This is a genomic window from Amycolatopsis sp. cmx-4-83 (assembly GCF_046548815.1).
Classification (GTDB): domain Bacteria; phylum Actinomycetota; class Actinomycetes; order Mycobacteriales; family Pseudonocardiaceae; genus Amycolatopsis; species Amycolatopsis pretoriensis_A.
On the sequence record NZ_JAEBEF010000005.1, the window covers coordinates 360,924 to 378,202 of the forward strand.

Below are 17,279 nucleotides of genomic sequence, written 5' to 3' on the forward strand. Positions count from 1 at the left end.
CTCAGCCCCGCCGGGCGACCAGGGTGAGCGGAGTGAGCGCGAGGACCGCGGCGACACCGGCCACGAGCGCGTACCCGCCGAGCCCGAACAGGCCGCCGGCGATGATGCCGCCGAGCCCGGAAGCGCTCCACACCAGCGCGTCGATGACGCCCTGCAGCTGGGTGCGTTCGGCGTCCTCGAGGCTCCGGCTCAGCAGGGCGCTCGACCCGACGAACACCAGGTTCCACCCGTAGCCGAGCAGGAACAACGCCAGCGGCAACCCGGCGGTGTGCGACGTCGGCGCGGCGATCACGGTCACCGCGGCGAGCACCAGCACCCCGACCCCCGCGGTGATCGTGGCCCGCCCGCCGATCCGGTCGGCGATCTTCCCGGACAGCGGCGCGAGGGCGAACATGCCGATCATGTGCGCGCTGAGCACGTAACCGACGACCTCGAGCCCGTGCCCCTGCCGGTGCAGCTGCAACGGCGTCATCGTCATGACGGTCACCATGGTCACGTGCGCGGCGGTCATCGAGACGAGCGGAACCAGCACGACCCGCCGTTTCAGCGCGGCGGCCACCCGAGCGAACGTCAACGGCGGCCGCTGCGGCCCCTGAGCGGGGAACGCGGCTTTCGGCATGGTGGCGCTGGCCAGGAGCGCGATGGTGCACAGCAGCGCGGCGAACCCGATCGCCCCGGAGGTGCTGGGCAACCCGAAGAACCCGGCGGTGGTGGCAGCCGGTTCGAGCAGCGCGGGCCCGGCGATGGCCCCGATGGTCCCGGCCCAGACGATGAGCGAAAGAGCAAAGCCCTTCCGGTTGTCGGGGTAGAGCTCGGCGGCGGTGTACCGCACCAGCCCGGCGGCCCCGTTCCCGATCCCGAGCAGCGCGAGCCCGGGCAGCAGGAGCAGCAGATTGCCGAACACCCCACCGAGGAAAGCAACAAGCCCCCCGAACGCGGCGACGCCGTAAACGAGTTTCAAGGAGGTCCGAGCGCCCTTTTTCCCGATGAGCACCCCGAGGTAAAGCGCCCCGAACGCAGTCCCGGCGACCACCGCCGCGTTGGGAATCCCGCTCCACCCGTCCCCGTGCGAATCAGAGGCGATGAGGGTACTGACCGTCGTCGCCCCGGTGACCGCGGTGTTCAAGGCCGCGGCACCGGTGAACAGCACCCCCATCGCCCGCGTTCTCACCGTCGTGGTCTTCGTCACGATTTCCGTCATGGACCGACGGTAGTACCGCCATTAGGCCGAGCTATTCCTCATTGTTGCGCAATTACGCCTGGGTCTTGCATTCCGGGGATCACGTGATCAAGCAGACTGCGGATTCCGTCACGAGGGCGTTTCTCGGCCACGAGGTGCGCACTGTGCGGGGCCTTTTGGTGCTCCTGTGACCCGGGCCAGAGGAAGCCCGGAGCGCCTGCCGCCAACCGGCGACTCCCACCGGGAGAGCGTCACGCAACTACCAGGAAAGCTCCTGGCACCGCCGCGCACACTGCGGCGCCTCCACCTGCAAAGTCGCGTGCTCGATCGCGTACCGCGAAGCCAGCAGGTTCTGCGCCTCAGTGAGCACGTCCGATTGCCGCGCAGGCGGCGCCAGCGTCAGGTGCGCCGAAGCCACCTCCATCCCCGAGGTCAACGTCCAGACGTGCAGGTCGTGCACATCCGCCACCCCCGGCAGCGCGGCCAGCTCGGCATTGATCGCCCCGACGTCCACACCCTGCGGCGCGTGCTGGAACAGGATGCGCAGCGCCCGCCGGGCCAGCACCCACGTACGAGGCAGCACGAACAGACCGATCGCCACACCGATGATCGGGTCGGCGTACCGCCAGCCTGTCAGCAGGGTCAGGGCACCGCTGATCAGGACGCCGACCGAGCCGATCAGGTCGGCGACCACCTCGAGGTACGCGCCACGGACGTTGAGGCTCTCCTTCGCCCCCGAGCGCAGCACCGTGAACGACACGATGTTGGCCACCAGGCCGGCCGCCGCGGCGAGCAACACAGGCAGGCCGGGGACCGCCGGGGGGTCGCTGATCCGGCCGAACGCCTCGACCAGGACGTAGCCCGCGACGCCGAACAGCAGGATCGCGTTGCCGAGCGCCGCCAGCACCTCCGCGCGGTAGAGCCCGAACGTGCGGCTGACCGTGGGGCCGCTGCGGCGCGCCAGGATGATCGCGGCCAGGGCCATGCCGACGCCCAGGACGTCGGTGAACATGTGCGCGGCGTCCGAGATCAGGGCCAGCGAGCCGGTCGCGAAGCCGACCACGAACTCGAGCACCATGAAGCCGGCGCCGATGGCCAGGGCGATGGTCAGGCTCCGCACGTAGCGGCCCGACGCGCTCGCCGACGCGATCGCGTGCCCGTGGCCGTGTCCCTGACCCATACCGCCTCCGTTCCCGGTTCACCGTCGCCGCAAACATATAGTGAGATGCGCATATGTGCAACAGAGGACAGCCTAAGTTCACCCACTCGGAAAGCTACCCCGGACGGCGGTGGCGACCAATCCACCAGGCGGGGTTTCCCGCCTGGTGGATTCGTCACGCTTCGCGCACCAGCCGGAAGAACCCGCGGACCTGCTCGACGAACAGCTGCGGCTGTTCGAGCGCGGCGAAGTGGCCGCCGACGGGCAGCTCCTCGAACCAGCGCAGGTCGGTGTAGCACTGCTCGGCCTGCCGCCGCGACGGCCGCACGATCTCCTTGGGGAACACCGAAACCCCGGCCGGCACGTCCACCGTGGACGGATCGCGGTCCTTGTTCTCCCAGTACATCCGCGCCGACGACGCCGCCGTCGCGGTGAACCAGTAGGCGGAGATGTCGTCGAGGATCTTCTGCCGGTCGACGGCGTCCTCGGGGTGCCCCTCGTTGTCGGTCCAGGCCCAGAACTTCTCGACGATCCAGGCGGCCTGCCCGGCGGGCGAGTCGGTGAGCCCGTACCCGAGCGTCTGCGGCCGCGTCCCCTGCTCGGCGGAGTAGCCGCTCCCGCTCCGCCGGAACTCCTGGAGGTCGGCGAGCGCCCGCTTCTCGGACGCGGTGAGGTCCCCCTGGTCAAGCGGCACGGGCGCGAAGTTGACGTGCACCCCGGCGACCCGCTCCGGCGCGACCTGGGCGAGAGCGTTGGTGATGGACGCGCCCCAGTCGCCGCCCTGAGCGCCGTAGCGGTCGTAGCCGAGCGACACCATCAGCTTGTCCCACAATTCGGCGACCCGCGGGATCTTCAGCGCCGGCTTGTCACTCCACCCGAAGCCGGGCAGCGAGGGCACGACGACGTGGAAGGCGTCGGCCGGGTCGCCCCCGTACTGCGCCGGGTCGGTGAGCGGCCCGATGACGTCGAGGAACTCGAGAACGGACCCGGGCCACCCGTGGGTGAGCACGAGTGGGAGCGCCCCCGGCTGTTCCGACCGAACGTGCAGGAAGTGCACCCCGACCCCGTCCACGGTGGCCCGGAACTGCGGGAAGGCGTTCAGCCGCCGGGCGAACCCGAAGTCGTACTCCTCACCCCAGTCCCGGCAGAGCTCCTTGACGTAGGCGAGCGGAACCCCCTGCGACCAGTCCCCCACGGTTTCAGCCTCCGGCCACCGGGTCCGCCGCAACCGCTCCCGCAAGTCGGCGATATCGCCTTCATCGAGGGCTACCTGGAACGGCTCAGCCATGACGGCTCCTTCGGGTGGGGTTCTCCACGCTAGCGACGGTGTGCGGAGCCGATCAACTTCATAGCTTTGACCTGGGGAAACACGGGTCGGGGAACCTGTGTGCGGGTGCCTCGGGGGATGCGCTAAGCTTTCGGAGTCGCCCAGCGATGGGCCCTCGTAGCTCAGGGGATAGAGCACTGCCCTCCGGAGGCAGGTGTCGCAGGTTCGAATCCTGCCGAGGGCACCCTTTCGTAAGAACAAAAGATCGCTTCGATCGAAGCGATCTTTGCCGGGCTCCGGCCAAACGCGGGTGTTCACAACCTCCTCATCGAGTCTTCCCCCGCAATCGGCAACGTCTGCCGGCGCACCGCGTGATCCCGGCTCGACCTACCGCGTAACACCAGCGCCGACTCGGGCGACCTTCTCAGGCACTTGCGCCTGAGAAGAGAGGTCCCTGGTGGCGTTGCACACGCCCCGTTTTCGAGTTCGTCGGCCGCGTCGCAAGACGAAGCGGGGTCTTCTCCGCACGACGCGCATGCTCGCCACCGAGCTGCTCATCCGCGTACGGCAACCCGCTCGCCTGCTACGAGCGCTGGGTGTCGCGTGGCGGCACCTCTGCGCGTGGTGGCGTCGTTGGGTCCTCACCACTCTGTTCGTAATGGCCATGGGCTCCGCTGCGGTGGGCGGTGCGCTCTGGTTTTCGCTGCCGCACGGTCCGGCAGCGGCACAACCGCCGCGATGTGATGATGGCACCTTTCGGCAGGCGACCGTCACAGCGCGAGTCAAGCTCGAGGTCGACGGGCTGGCTTACCCCCGCATGACCAGCGACCTGGAGATCAGCGTCCCCCGCAACGCGCCGGCCGCCGAATTCTTGCTGTCCCGCCCGGATGGTGCTTCCGGTCAGGCCGCCTTCTCCTGTCTTCTTGGCTACAGTCGCGATGAGTCGGAGGTGCGCGAAGCACCGCCGACAGTCGTGACGAACAACGGAGCCCTCGTCGTCACCCAACACACCTACGTCGACCTGGTCAGCACGAGTGAAGCATGGGCCGACTTCACGCAAATCAAGATCAACACCACCGGCGACCTCCCGTGGGCATTGACCATGTATTCGCCGGAGGGTCTGCGGTACGCCAAGTGGGACGTCACCCTGACCGCACCCGCCAGGTGGCTTTCGACCCCGCAACCGGGGCAATCGGCCGAACTGGGCGGCGAACAGCTGCACTGGCCCCCGTTCACCCCCGCGGCCTCACGCGACGGGAACCTGAGCGCGTTCCCGGACTACACGGTCGTGTCCGCCGAGCTCCGTCCGGACATCCGGAGCGCGTTCTCCGCGGCAGCGACCGACCGCGACCACAAACCGTTCGTGTGGGGCGCTTACTGGCTCTCGGCGCTCATCTTCGCTCTCTTCGTCCGCTGGGTTCTGCGAGCACCGCGAGCGCGAGTCAGGTTCGAGCCCGCAGCCGGTCGCCGCGCCCGCCGGGCGGCACGCATCCTGCCCTACGTCGTCGTTTTCGCCGGAACCCAAGCCGTCACGGATGCGGTACTGCCCGGCAATTCGCCTTATTGGCCGAAAATCGCCTGGATCGCGGCAACGGTGCTGCTCGGTTTCGCCGGATGGTCGGCGATGCGGTGGTGGATGCCTCGCATCCCCATCTTGCTGCTGCTCGCGGTCGGCTCCGCTGCTTCGTTCGCCGCTCGTCCGGGTCCATCGGGTTCGAAGACGTTCTGGCAGGTGCCCGGCACCGTCGCGCTGGCGTTCCTCATCACCTTGCTTCTCGTTGCCGGCATGGGAAAAGCGCTCCTCGTCCTGGTGAAAGGGCAGATGGCCACGCCACGATGGCTGTGGTGGGTGAGTTCGACGCTTTCCGCTGCCCTCGTGCTCGAAGAGCTGGTTCTGCAGTACGTCAACAACCGTCGCCAGCAGTGGCTCGGCGCTCCACCGCTGAGCAGAGACGTCGCCAGGCTCTTCCGGTACTACCCGTTGGACCTGCTGGACGAAATGGCGTGGCTGGCGCTCCTGGTCGGAGCCGTCGCGGTGTGGCGGCGCTACGCCGATTACTGGTTCGAGCGAAACCGGCAGTCGCCGATGCCGGTCGCGATCGCGTTGTTCGTCCTCGGCCCGATGTGGTGGGACGTCCACATCTGGGGCGTCTGGTGGTGGGCTTGGCTCGTCGGAGCGATCCCGCTCTCCCTGCTCTGGCTGCTGGTGCCGAAGCTGTGGAAGCCAGTGCTCGAGCACCATTCCGTCACCCGCGCGCTGCTCGAACCAGTTCCTCTCCGGCAAAGGGCCGTGCAGTGGCTCACCGACGGGAAACCACGCGGACCCGAGCCCACTCCGGTGCACGTCCTCATCGCGAGTGGCCCCGGTGGATCCCCGCTGGACACCATGCGCTCGGCGACCAGGTTCGCCGTGTTGCCGTCGCTCATCGCCGGAGCGGGTCTGCTGACCACCGAGTGGGTGATATACCCGCACCTGTCGATCAACCAGCAGGACTCGCTGGTGCTGACCATGGTCGACGCGGTCGCGTGGGAGGCCGTCAAGTGGTTGCTCGCCGCGGCCGCGCTGGGTCTTTCCTGGCAGCACCTACCCGGAAACCGGGGTCCGGCCAAAATCCTGCCGATCGTGCTGACCTACGCCACCGCCCCGATCGGGCAACTCCTCCTCGACCGTGCGTCCGGCGGCCTACGAGATTGGGTACCACTCGCGGACGCTGCGCTCTTCACGCTCGTCATGCTGTTCGTGGCACTGCGTCTTGACTTCGCCGCTCAGGCAGACCTCCCACCTCGATCAGCCACTCGGGGCCGTGTCGGACGGGTGCTCGCCACCTTCGGTCTGTCCGACGTACGCAGCCACATCGTCGAGGTGATCACACTGGTCGCGGCCCTGCTGGCGATATGGACCGCGCTCACCGGGGGCGAGGTTTCGTTCCCGAGCATCGATCCCGCGCAATTCTCCCGCAAGTGAGGACTCGCAGTACCGGTTGCCGGGGTTCTCGGGTAAGTGTGAAAGCGCTTCCAGAGTCGTGATGAAAGCGTTTTCAGTGCACGTGACCCACTTGGCCCACCCCAACCCCGCGCCGCCGGTGATACCGTACGCCCCAACGGAAACCGAGGTTTCCCGGGAGCGCTCTCACCCTCTGAAGTCCACTTACCAGGAGGCGTGCATGAGTTCATACGCAACACTCGCGGCCACCGCGGCCCTCATCGCCGCGACTGCCACACCCGCAGTCGCCGCCACCCAGCGCGTCGAAGCCGAGGCCGCCACCTGCAGCGGCACCGTCGACAGCAACTGGGCCGGCTACTCCGGCTCCGGTTTCTGCAACGGGGACAACGCCATCGGCGCCTACGTCCAGTTCTCCACCGCCGGCGCCGAGAGCGCGATCATCCGCTTTGCCAACGGCACCACGAGCGCCCGGGCCGCGGACCTCCTCGTCGACGGCGTCAAGACGCAATCGCTCTCCTTCGCCGCCACCGGGTCCTGGTCGACCTGGGCGTCGCAGACCATCTCGCTCCCGGCGGGCAGCAGCACGGTCCGCCTCAGTCCGACCACCGCCGGGGGCCTTCCCAACATCGACTACGCCGAGTTCACCACCGGCGGCACCCAAGCGGGCACCACCCTCTACGTCGCCCCCAACGGCAAGGACTCCGCCGCCGGGACGCTCGCCGATCCCCTGACCCTGCCAGCCGCCATCGGCAAGATCGGGGCCGGTGGGACGATTTCGGTCAGGGGCGGGACCTACAACTACTCGCAGACCGTCACCATCCCGCCGGCCAACAGCGGAACATCCAGCTCCCGCAAGACCCTCTCCGCCTACGCCGGCGAGACCCCCGTGCTCAACTTCTCCGCCATGGCCGAAGACCCCGCCAACCGCGGGCTCGCGCTGAACGGCTCCTACTGGCGCGTCGCGGGCATCGTCGTCGAACGGGCCGGGGACAACGGGATCTTCGTCGGGGGCAGCAACAACGTCGTCGAGCGCGTGGTGACCCGCTTCAACCGCGACTCCGGTCTGCAGATCTCCCGGATCGCCTCCGACACCCCCCAGGCACAATGGCCGTCGAACAACCTCGTCGTCAGCTCCGAATCGCACGACAACGCCGACTCCGACGGGGAGGACGCCGACGGGTTCGCCTCGAAGCTCACCTCCGGCACCGGCAACGTCTTCCGCTACGACGTCTCGCACCACAACATCGACGACGGGTGGGACCTCTACACCAAGACCGACACCGGGCCGATCGGGCCGGTCACCATCGAGGACTCGCTCGCCTACTCGAACGGCACCCTCAGCGACGGCACCGTCAACAAGAACGGCGACCGCAACGGCTTCAAGCTCGGTGGGGACAAGATCGCCGTCAACCACGTCGTGCGGCGGGACATCGCCTACCGGAACGGGCACCACGGGTTCACCTACAACAGCAACCCCGGCACGATGACCGTCTCGGACAACGTCGGGATCGACAACGCCGAGCGCAACTTCTCCTTCGACACCGGCACCTCCGTCTTCCGCACGAACACCTCGTGCCGGTTCGCCGTCGACGGGTCGAACGACAAGACCGCCGGGAACGCCGACAGCTCGAACCAGTTCTGGACCGGGACGAACGGGTCGCGGTGCTCGTCCTACAGCGGCACCCTGCGGTGGTCCTTCGCCTCGGACGGGCGCCTGGTCGTGACCTTCGGGTAGTTCCTGTTGAAAAGCTGTGAAACGGACGGATCCGGCACTTTCCGGGTCCGTCCGTGCGTTCTCGGGGTAGGAGAACGGGAGGAACCATGGGTGCCCTGTGGACGCTGCTCGGCTTCGCGCTGAGCCTGTACCTGCTGGTACTGGTCGCGCGGATGGTGCTGGACTGGGTCGCGGTGGTCGCGAACACCCCGCCGTGGGCGCGGCGGGCGCGCGGGCTCGCCTACGCCGCCACCGAGCCGGTCATCGGGCCGGTCCGGCGCGTCGTGCGGCCGGTGCGGATCGGCGGAATCTCGCTCGACCTCGCCTTCACGCTGGTCTTCATCGGTGTCATCGTGCTGCGGTCGATCATCTACGCGCTTTAGAGCCGGCCGCGGAACCCCGCGGACAGCCGGTCGACGCTGCTCTCCAGCTCGGCGCGCAGGCCGCGCAGGTCGATGCCGTCGGGGTCGATCAGCGCCTGCATCGAGATGCCGCGGAGCTGGGCGAGCAGCGCCGAGGCGTACGCGTCGGCGTCGCGGACGCCGGTGATCGAGCCGTCCGCGACACCGCTGGCCACGGTCTGGGCGATGGCGAACCGGAACCGGCGGTCGGCCTCGGTCAGCGTGCCGCGCAGCGCCGAGTACTCCGCCGCGCCGTCGCCCCAGAGCGCCAGGAACGCCTGGTTGAGCGTCGGCATCGTGCGGATCAGTTCGAAGATGATGTCGAGCAGGGCGCGCAGCAGGTCCATCGGCGTCGCGGTGGCCGCCCCGGTCCGGGCCGCGACGGCCTCGCTGTAGGAGTTGGTGAACTCCTCGACGGCGAACTCGACGAGCCGCTGCCCCAGCCCTTCCTTGTCGCCGAAGTGCTGGAAGATGACCGATCGCGCGTAGCCCGAGCGCGCGCAGACAGCGCCGATCTTCAGCCTGCCGAAGCCCTCCTCGGCGATGAGGTGCGCGGCGGCGCCGAGGATGCGCGCCTCGACGGCTTCGTCGCCGTCCTGCGGGATCCGGTCTGCGGCGGAGCGGTCCACCGCGCCATGCTAGCCACTCGGACCCCCGCCCACCGGGCGAACGGTCAGCGAACCGTGCGCGGACCGTCAGCGGCGCCGCGCACCCTCGGGTCACCACGACCGAGAGGAACCCCCGATGAAGACCGTGCTCGTCTCCGGCGCCGGCATCGCCGGCCCGTCCGCGGCCTGGTGGCTGCACCGCGCCGGCTACCGCGTCACCGTCGTCGAAACCGCTCCCGCGCTGCGCCCCGGCGGCCAGGCCGTCGACTTCCGCGGTGAACAGGTCAAGCTCCTGGCCGCGATGGGCGTCCTCGACGACATCCGCCGGTACGAGACGGCGATGGGCGACCAGACCCTGCTCGGCCTCGACGCCCGGCCCGCGTTGACCGTGCCCGGCGCCGCCTGGAGCGGCGAGGTCGAGATCCTGCGCGGCGACCTCGCGCGGATCCTCTACGAACACACGAAGGACGACGCCGAATACGTCTTCGGTGACCGCGTCACGGCGCTGACCGAGACGGCCGGCGGCGTCGACGTCACCTTCCGCCACGGCGCGCCGCGGACGTTCGACCTGGTCGTCGGCGCCGACGGCGTGCACTCCGGCGTCCGCGCCGCCGCGTTCGGCCCGGAGCGGGACTTCCGGCACGACCTCGGCTTCGGCATCGCCGGCTTCACCGCGCCCAACCACCTCGGGCTCGACCACACCAGCGTCATGTACAACGAGCCCGGCCGCGGCGTGACCGTCGGCAGTCACCGGCTGGCCGGCAAGCTGCACGTCAGCCTCGTCTTCGGCGCCGACGGCGTCGAGTTCCGCCGCTCGCCAGACGAGCAGCGCGCCCTCGTCGCGCGGCTGTTCGCGAACACCGGCTGGGAGGTGCCGAGGCTGCTCGAAGCGCTGCCCGCGGCCGACGACCTCTACGTCGACTCGATCAGCCAGATCCACCTCGGACGCTGGGCGAAGGGCCGGATCGTGCTGCTCGGCGACGCCGCCTGGTGCGCCGGGCCGGGCGGCTCCGGCACCGGGCTCGGGATGATGGGCGCGCAGGTGCTGGCCGGCGAGCTCGCGGCGGCGGGCGGCGACCACGTGACGGCGTTCGCGAAGTACGAGGAGCGGCTGCGCAAGCCGGCGACGGTCGGGCAGAAGAACGGCAAGGGCTCCGGCAACTTCCTGGCTCCGCTCACGGCCGCCAAGATCCGCAGCCGCAACCGCGCCTACCGGATGATCAGCACCCGGTTGTTCGGCAAGGTGTTCACGTGGATGACCGACCGCGCGGCCAACGCGGTCGAGTACCGGGAGTACCCCGCGCTCACCGCCGCGTGAGCCGCCGATCTTCGTCTCATCGGGGGACTCGGCTGGCGGCCCGGCGTGGCGTGCGTCACCCTCGACGCCATGTCACCGCGCCGGGCCGCCGACGCGCCGGTCAGGACGGCGCTCGCCGGGCTGGCCGTGCTGGCGCTGGGCGTGCTGACGGCGCTCAACGTCCGTTCCCTGCCGGTGCTCGGCGACGGCACGACGTACTCCGCGGAATTCAGCGAAGCGGCCGGGTTGGCCGAGGGCAACGACGTCCGGATCGCGGGGGTCAAGGTCGGGCGCGTCACGGACCTGTCGCTGCGGGGCGACCACGTGCTGGTTTCCTTCAAGGCCAAGGACGTCTGGCTCGGCGACGCGACGGGCGCGGCGATCCGGCTCAAGACCGTGCTGGGCCAGAAGTACCTCGCGCTCGACCCGGAGGGCGACGGCACGCTCGACCCCGGGCAGCCGATCCCGCGGGCGCGCACCAGCGTTCCCTACGACATCCTCGCGGCCTTCGGCGAGCTTTCGTCCACTGTGGACAGGATCGACACCACGCGGCTGGCGAAGAGCTTCGACACGCTTTCGGCGACGCTCGCGGACACGCCGCAGAGCGTCCGCGCCGCGCTCGGCGGGCTGTCCCGGCTCTCGGATTCGCTCGCCTCCCGTGACCGGCAGCTCGGCACTCTGCTGGCCGGCACCAGAACGGTGTCGCGGACGCTCGTCGACCGCGACGCCGCCGTGCAGCGGCTCTTCGCCGACGGCAACCAGCTGCTTTCCGAGGTGAGTGCCCGCGAACAGGCGATCACCGCGCTGCTCGACGGCTCGCGGCAGCTCGCCACCGAGCTCTCCGGGCTGATCGACGACAACGAGTCGCAGGTCGGCCCGCTGCTCACTCAGCTCGACCAGCTGACGTCGATGCTGCAGCGCAACCAGGACGCGCTCGCGGCCGGCATCAAGGGCTTCGCACCGCTGGTCCGGCTCGGCACCAACATAGCGGGCAACGGCCGCTTCATCGACGGCTACCTGTGCGGGCTGATCCTGCCCTCGATCGGCCCGCTGAACGAAGAGGGCTGCCACGGCTAGGGTTTCGTGATCTTCACCGTCACCTGGTTGTCGCTGTAGGTGTAGGCGACGTACTCGAACTCGACGCCGGTGCGCTCGACGTACTCCGTCCAGGCGCGGTATTCGTGCCGCTTCCAGCCGGGGAAGTTGAAGAACTCGTCGAAGTGCACGATGCTGCCCGCGCGCAGCCGCGGCCCGCAGAGATCGAGCACGGTCTTGGCGGAGCTGTAGAGGTCGCCGTCGACGTGCAGGAAGTCGACGTGCCCGGGGTGCTCCGCCAGGAACCCGGGGAGACTGTCGGTGAACAGCCCGACGACGAGCTCGGCGCCGGGGACGTCCGGCAGGTCGTCGCGGGCGAAGGCGCCGGCGGGCATGCCGTTGAGCCACGCCTCGGGCAGCCCGTCGAAGGAGTCGAAGCCGTAGACGTCGCGGCCGTCGCGGGCGCGGGCGATGGTCCGCAGGGTGTTGCCGGACGCGACCCCGAACTCCAGCGCCATGCCGCCTTCCGGCGCCAGGGAAAGCGCGTACTCGAGTGTCTCCTTGGGACGGCCGAAGTGCCGCGAGCCGACGAGGTGCTCGCGGGCGAAGACGTTGCTCTCCAGCGCGGCGTCCTGATCGCCGGCGTAGACGATGTCGCGGCGGCTGCGGATCTCGAACTCCACCACCCGATCGAGGACTCGGTCACCCTGGCGGACGACCTCCTCGCGGAGTTCCGCGGCCATCCGGTTCAGCTGATCGGTGTACGGGTCGTCCACTTTCGAGGCCAGCGCGTGGAGGAGCTTGCCCAGCGTTTTCCTTACGGGTGAACGAGTTTCAGCGCGGTTCATCCCGGGACGGTACCTGACGCACCGTCCGCCACGATGAGCCGGAAGCCCGCGTCCCACTCCGGCAGCGCCAGCAGCTCCGCGTGGTCCGCGTGCCACCGGCCGGACTCGAGGTCGGCCCGCAGCCGGTCGATCCCCCGCGAGACGGCCTCGGGTGACGTCTGCGCGAGCGCCGAGCAGGCTCGCCGCACCGCCGGGTCCAGGTACGCCTCCGGCCGCCGCCAGTGCGCGGGGAACACGCCGTCGGTGAAGTCCCACGGCACCGGCAGCGGGAGCACCGACGACGCGCCGAGGTGGTCCGCGATCTGCGCCGCCGACGGGCGCGACCGTTCGAGCGCCGCGACTTCGGGGACGTACTCCCGCACGAGCCAGAAGTCGTTGTGCAGCGCGGTGTCGTAGGCCAGCACGACCTGCCGGGGCGCGACGCGGCGCAGCTCGTCGAGCCCGCGGCGCCAGTCCGGCCAGTGGTGCACGGTCAGCACCGCGAGCGCGGCGTCGAACGACGAAGACCCGAACGGCAGCGCCTCCGCGACCGCCCGCACGACCGGCGCGGCGCCGTCCGGGCGTTGCCGGATCATCTCCGCCGACGGCTCCACCGCGACGACGTGCCGGGAAGGCGGCTCGTAGGACCCCGTCCCGGAGCCGACGTCGAGCACGGACCGCGCGGCACCGAGCGCGTCGAGCACCGGCGTCAGCCACCGCGGGTCGGTGCGCCGCCCCAGCGCGTACCCGACGCCGATCTCGTCGTAGCGCGTCATCAGCGCTCCGGGCCGTCGCCGCCGTTCTGCTCGGCCAGGAACCGCTCGAACTGCGAGCCGAGCTCCTCCGCGGTCGGCATGTGCTCCTCCGACTCCGCGAGCAGCGATCCCTTCTCCGAAGCCTCGACGAACGTGTCGTACTGCCGCTCCAGCGCGCGGACGACGTCGGCGACCTCGGCGGACTCCGCGACCTGGCGGTTGATCTCGGCGTCGGCCAGCTCCGCGGCCGCGCGCAGCTCGCCTTCGGCCAGGCTCAGCCCGGTCGCGCGGCTCAGCGCGTCGAGCACGATGAGAGACGCCGACGGGTACGTCGACTGCGCCAGGTAGTGCGGCACGTGCGCGGCGAAGCCGACGGCGTCGTGGCCCCACTCGCCGAGCCGGTACTCCAGCAGCGCGGCGAGGCTGCCCGGCACCTGCAGCCGGTTGGGCAGCGGCTGGTGCTCGCCGACCAGGTCCTGGCGGGTGGCGTGCGCGGTGACGCCGAGCGGGCGGGTGTGCGGCGCGCCCATCGGGATGCCGTGGAAGCCGGCGGTCAGCCGGACGCCCCAGCGCTCGACGAGGTTGCGGACCGCGAGGCAGAACCGCTCCCAGTCGTGGTCCGGCTCCGGACCCGACAGCAGCAGGAACGGCGTGCCGTCGGTGTCGTGCAGCAGGTGCACGACCAGCTCGGGCGCGTCGTAGTCCTCCCAGTGGTCGACCGCGTAGGTCATCGTCGGCCGCCGCGAGCGGTAGTCGATGAGCCGGTCGACGTCGAAGCGGGCGACCACCCGGTGATCGCCGGTCAGCAGGTGCTCCGCCAGCAGACGGCCCGCCGAGCCGGCGTCCATGAACCCTTCGAAGTGGTGCATCAGCACCGCCCCGGTCAGGTCGGGGACGTCCGAGTCCACCTCGTACAGGTCGTCGGGATCGAGTCCCACCTGGTCCTCCTGCTTGCCGATAAGCGTCCTTCAAGCACAACACACGCGTACGGGGATTCCATTCCTCCGACGGTGTCGCAGATCGTAACGGCACGCGATCGAGGCCGGACCGGATCGGCATCGTGACACATGTCGTGGGCGCGCAAGTCTCCGATCGGGCACGCTTGAGGCGTGAGCGAACACACCACGAACACGGCGCTGCGGCTGCGGCCACCGGCACACCGGGTCAGCCGCCGGGCCATCGGCTACTGGACGGCGACCGCCGCGATCTTCTGGATCCTGCTGATCGGGCTGCAGACCGTCATCGTGGTGACCAGCGACGACGCGCCGTCGTTCCTGAGCGTGACGCTGGTCGTCTCGTGCGTGCTCGCCCCGCTGCACCTGCTCGTGATGCCGCAGTGGCGCTACCGCGTGCACCGCTGGGAGGTCACCGCCGAGGCCGTCTACACGCAGGCCGGCTGGCTGAAGCAGGAGTGGCGGATCGCGCCCGTCTCGCGGATCCAGACCATCGACATCGAGCGCGACCCGTTCGAGCAGCTGTTCGGGCTGGCGAAGATCACGGTGACGACGGCGTCCGCGGCGGGGCCGCTGCGCATCGCGGGCCTGGCGCACGGCCGCGCGCTGGAGCTGGCGGACGAGCTGACGAAGACGACCCAGGCCGTGCGCGGGGACGCGACGTGAGCAGCACCGAAGCCGTCGTGACCCCGCCCGCCGAGGGGACGCAGGAAGCGCCCTGGCACCGCCTCGACCGGCGCATGCTGCTCATCCGGCCGGTGCTGGACCTGGTGAAGTCACTGCCGGTGCTGCTCGGCGCGCTGCTGTTCGGGCACGGCGAGCCGTGGCAGTGGATCGGGCTGGCGTTCACCGCGATCGCCGTGTTCACCGGCGTCTCGCACGTGCTGACTTCGCGCTACCGGATCACCGCGACGCAGGTCGAGTGGCACACCGGGCTGTTGTTGCGCAAGCAGCGGGCGATCCCGCGCGACCGGATCCGCACCGTCGACGTCACCTCCGAGCCGAAGCACCGGCTGTTCTCCCTCGCCGCGGCGCGGATCGGCACCGGGCGGCACTCGCACGGGAAGGGGCCGGGCAAGGACGAGCTCGTCCTCGACGCCGTGACGATCGCCGAAGCGCAGCGGCTGCGGACACTGCTCTTACACCGTAAGGCCGCGGCTCACTCCGAAGAGGTCACCGCGCCGCCGGAGCAGCTCGTGGCCGCGGTCGACAAGAAGTGGCTGCGGTACGCGCCGTTCACGCTCTCGGGCCTCGCCGTGGTCGGCGCGGTGGTCGGCACCGTCTACCACTTCGCGCACGAACTGCACTTCGACCCGATCCAGTTCTCCCTCGTCCAGACCGTCCTCGGGCACTTCACCGACACCCCGACGTGGCTGAGCCTGGTGCTGGCCGCCGTCGGCCTGCTGGTGCTCGTGTCGGTGCTGTCGGTCGGCGGGTACGTGCTCTCGTTCTGGAACTTCCGGCTCACCCGCGAGCCCGCCGGCACGCTGCACATCCGGCGCGGGCTGATCACGACGCGGTCGGTGTCGATCGAGGAGGACCGCCTGCGGGGCGTCGAAATCCGCGAGCCGCTGCCGCTGCGACTGGCCGGCGGCGCCCGCTGCGTCGCCATCGCCGGCGGTCTGCGGGAGGGCAAGGGCGCGGACAAGAGCGGCGGCCTGCTGCTGCCGCCCGCGCCGCTCGCGAAGGCGCACGAAGTCGTCGCGGAGGTGCTCGGCGAAGACCCGGTGGCGACGCCGCTGACGCGCCACCCGCGGCGGGCGCTGTACCGGCGGGTCTCCCGCGCGGTCGTCGGGGTGCTGCTGCTCGCCGCGGCGCTCTACGGCCTCGCGTGGCTCGGCGCGCTGCCGGACTGGCCGTGGCAGGCCGCGCTGGTGCTGCTGCCGTTCGCCGCGCTCGTCGGCTGGGACCGCTACCGCGGCCTCGGCCACGCGTTCACCGGCCGCTACCTGGTGACGCGGTCGGGCTCACTGGACCGCGGCACGGCGGCGGTCCGCTGCGACGGGATGACCGGGATCGTCGTCGAGCGCTCGTACTTCCAGCGCCGCGCCGGCCTGGTCACGGTGATCGCACCGGTCGCCGCGGGCAAGGGCCGGTACCGCGTGCTGGACGTCGGCGAGACCGACGGTCTGGCGCTGGCGGACCAGGCCGTTCCGGGACTGCTGACGCCGTTCCTCGAGCGCGGCTGAACATCTACAAGAATGGCGCGTTCCGATGGTTTTTCGCCCCAGGTGGGAATGCTGGCCTTCGTTTAACAGAACGTGCTAATTTATTCACCCCGCGTGATAGCGAAGGCTGTTTTTGTCTCACCGAGAGGTCATGATGACGCCTGCCGTCAGTGCCGTCGACGGTTCCGCCACCTCCGCCCCGCGCCGCACCCCCGGTGCCAGCAGTTCCCGCAAGGTCCTGCAGCTGCTGCTCGCCTTCTCCGAAAGACGCTGGGAAGCCAGCGTCGCCGAGCTCGCCGCGACGATCGGCACCCCGGTCGCGACGACCTACCGCTACGTGGCGCTGCTCAAGGAGCTGCAGCTGCTCGAAGAAGGCCGTGCCGGGCACTACCACCTGACCAGCCAGGTGATGCCGCTGGCGCGGGCCGCGCAGCTGGCGAACGGGCTGGTGCAGCTGGCGAAACCGGCCATGGAGGAAGCCGCGCGGGAGCTCGGCGAGACGGTGCTGCTGTTCCAGCAGTTCGGCGACGCCGCCGTGTGCGCGGACCGCGTCGAGTGCGACCGCGCCATGCGGTTCACGTTCGAGCCGGGGCATTCGACGCCGCTCGGGCTCGGGGCGTCCGGCAAGATGCTGCTCGCCCTGCTGCCCGAAATGGAGCGCGACCGGCGGCTGCCGTCGATCGTCGAGCAGCGCGGCACCGCCATCCGCGACGAGCTGAAGTACGCGCTGGAGAACCGGTATTCGGTCAGCTCGGGAGAAATCGACGAAGGCGTCTGGGCCTGTTCCGTGCCGGTCCACGCGCCCGGGCGGCGGCCCACGGTGCTCAGCCTGGCCGGCCCGGCCGCGCGGATCACCGAGGCGGCCCGGCACACCGCGATCACCGCCCTGCAGGAGTACGCGACCCGGATCCAGCGGACGATCTCGTCTTATTCGCTGTGAAAATCGCGCGCGAGCACGTAGGAATGGCCGG

The 17,279-nt window shown here is 70.1% G+C and carries 15 protein-coding genes and 1 tRNA gene; 9 read left to right on the forward strand and 7 right to left on the reverse strand.

The genetic code is table 11. The features are described from left to right. Position 1 precedes the first annotated feature (1 nt). The 3 genes from ACLJQM_RS17545 to ACLJQM_RS17555 form a co-directional block, all read right to left on the reverse strand. A complete protein-coding gene (locus tag ACLJQM_RS17545) occupies positions 2-1,201 on the reverse strand; it encodes an MFS transporter (protein WP_410632033.1) in 1,200 nt (399 codons plus the stop codon). Positions 1,202-1,439: 238 nt separating this feature from the next. After that, positions 1,440-2,360: a cation diffusion facilitator family transporter gene (locus tag ACLJQM_RS17550; RefSeq protein WP_410632034.1), complete on the reverse strand. Its 921-nt coding sequence runs from the start codon at positions 2,358-2,360 to the stop codon at positions 1,440-1,442. 154 nt (positions 2,361-2,514) lie between these two features. Beyond that, positions 2,515-3,627, reverse strand: coding sequence for an epoxide hydrolase family protein (locus ACLJQM_RS17555; protein ID WP_410632035.1), 1,113 nt, complete (start codon positions 3,625-3,627; stop codon positions 2,515-2,517). A gap of 150 nt (positions 3,628-3,777) precedes the next feature. On the opposite strand from ACLJQM_RS17555, the gene ACLJQM_RS17560 reads away from it, so the two are divergent. The 4 genes from ACLJQM_RS17560 to ACLJQM_RS17575 all read left to right on the forward strand — a co-directional run bounded on the left by ACLJQM_RS17560 (position 3,778) and on the right by ACLJQM_RS17575 (position 8,647). Beyond that, positions 3,778-3,850: transfer RNA gene (locus tag ACLJQM_RS17560), tRNA-Arg, on the forward strand. A gap of 291 nt (positions 3,851-4,141) precedes the next feature. Continuing rightward, a complete protein-coding gene (locus ACLJQM_RS17565) occupies positions 4,142-6,571 on the forward strand; it encodes a DUF6185 family protein (RefSeq protein ID WP_410632036.1) in 2,430 nt (809 codons plus the stop codon). Positions 6,572-6,770: 199 nt separating this feature from the next. Then, positions 6,771-8,285: a carbohydrate-binding protein gene (locus ACLJQM_RS17570; protein ID WP_410632037.1), complete on the forward strand. Its 1,515-nt coding sequence runs from the start codon at positions 6,771-6,773 to the stop codon at positions 8,283-8,285. Between the two features lie 86 nt (positions 8,286-8,371). Next, entirely contained in the window at positions 8,372-8,647 is a 276-nt protein-coding gene (locus ACLJQM_RS17575; RefSeq protein ID WP_247019086.1) for a YggT family protein, read from the forward strand. On the opposite strand, the gene ACLJQM_RS17580 is transcribed toward ACLJQM_RS17575, so the two are convergent. Beyond that, positions 8,644-9,294: a TetR/AcrR family transcriptional regulator gene (locus ACLJQM_RS17580; RefSeq protein WP_247019084.1), complete on the reverse strand. Its 651-nt coding sequence runs from the start codon at positions 9,292-9,294 to the stop codon at positions 8,644-8,646. The genes ACLJQM_RS17575 and ACLJQM_RS17580 overlap by 4 nt on opposite strands. 115 nt (positions 9,295-9,409) lie before the next feature. Here ACLJQM_RS17580 and ACLJQM_RS17585 point away from each other — a divergent pair, with 115 nt between their 5' ends. Further along, positions 9,410-10,591 carry an FAD-dependent monooxygenase gene (locus ACLJQM_RS17585; protein WP_410632038.1) on the forward strand — a complete coding sequence of 394 codons (1,182 nt, stop codon included), beginning with the start codon at positions 9,410-9,412 and terminating at the stop codon, positions 10,589-10,591. Positions 10,592-10,660: 69 nt separating this feature from the next. Continuing rightward, entirely contained in the window at positions 10,661-11,647 is a 987-nt protein-coding gene (locus ACLJQM_RS17590; protein ID WP_410632039.1) for an MCE family protein, read from the forward strand. Here the strand turns inward: ACLJQM_RS17590 and ACLJQM_RS17595 are convergent. The 3 genes from ACLJQM_RS17595 to ACLJQM_RS17605 are packed head-to-tail and all read right to left on the reverse strand — an operon-like array spanning position 11,644 to position 14,125. After that, a complete protein-coding gene (locus tag ACLJQM_RS17595; protein WP_360765377.1) occupies positions 11,644-12,453 on the reverse strand; it encodes a class I SAM-dependent methyltransferase in 810 nt (269 codons plus the stop codon). The two genes, ACLJQM_RS17590 and ACLJQM_RS17595, sit on opposite strands and share 4 nt — an antisense overlap. Then, a complete protein-coding gene (locus ACLJQM_RS17600; protein ID WP_360765374.1) occupies positions 12,450-13,208 on the reverse strand; it encodes a class I SAM-dependent methyltransferase in 759 nt (252 codons plus the stop codon). The genes ACLJQM_RS17595 and ACLJQM_RS17600 overlap by 4 nt, the downstream gene beginning before the upstream one ends. Then, positions 13,208-14,125 carry a proteasome assembly chaperone family protein gene (locus ACLJQM_RS17605; protein WP_410632040.1) on the reverse strand — a complete coding sequence of 306 codons (918 nt, stop codon included), beginning with the start codon at positions 14,123-14,125 and terminating at the stop codon, positions 13,208-13,210. The genes ACLJQM_RS17600 and ACLJQM_RS17605 overlap by 1 nt, the downstream gene beginning before the upstream one ends. A 171-nt stretch (positions 14,126-14,296) precedes the next feature. Between ACLJQM_RS17605 and ACLJQM_RS17610 the strand changes: the two genes are divergently transcribed. The 3 genes from ACLJQM_RS17610 to ACLJQM_RS17620 all read left to right on the forward strand — a co-directional run bounded on the left by ACLJQM_RS17610 (position 14,297) and on the right by ACLJQM_RS17620 (position 17,248). Beyond that, the gene (locus ACLJQM_RS17610) at positions 14,297-14,806 is read left to right on the forward strand and encodes a PH domain-containing protein (protein ID WP_410632041.1); all 510 of its coding nucleotides are present in this window, start codon (positions 14,297-14,299) and stop codon (positions 14,804-14,806) included. Between the two features lie 74 nt (positions 14,807-14,880). Continuing rightward, positions 14,881-16,329 (forward strand): PH domain-containing protein, encoded by a 1,449-nt coding sequence (locus ACLJQM_RS17615; protein WP_410632188.1) that lies wholly within the window; start codon positions 14,881-14,883, stop codon positions 16,327-16,329. 133 nt (positions 16,330-16,462) lie between these two features. Continuing rightward, complete coding sequence (locus ACLJQM_RS17620) at positions 16,463-17,248, forward strand: IclR family transcriptional regulator (RefSeq protein WP_360766198.1); 786 nt, start codon at positions 16,463-16,465, stop codon at positions 17,246-17,248. Positions 17,249-17,279: the final 31 nt, after the last annotated feature.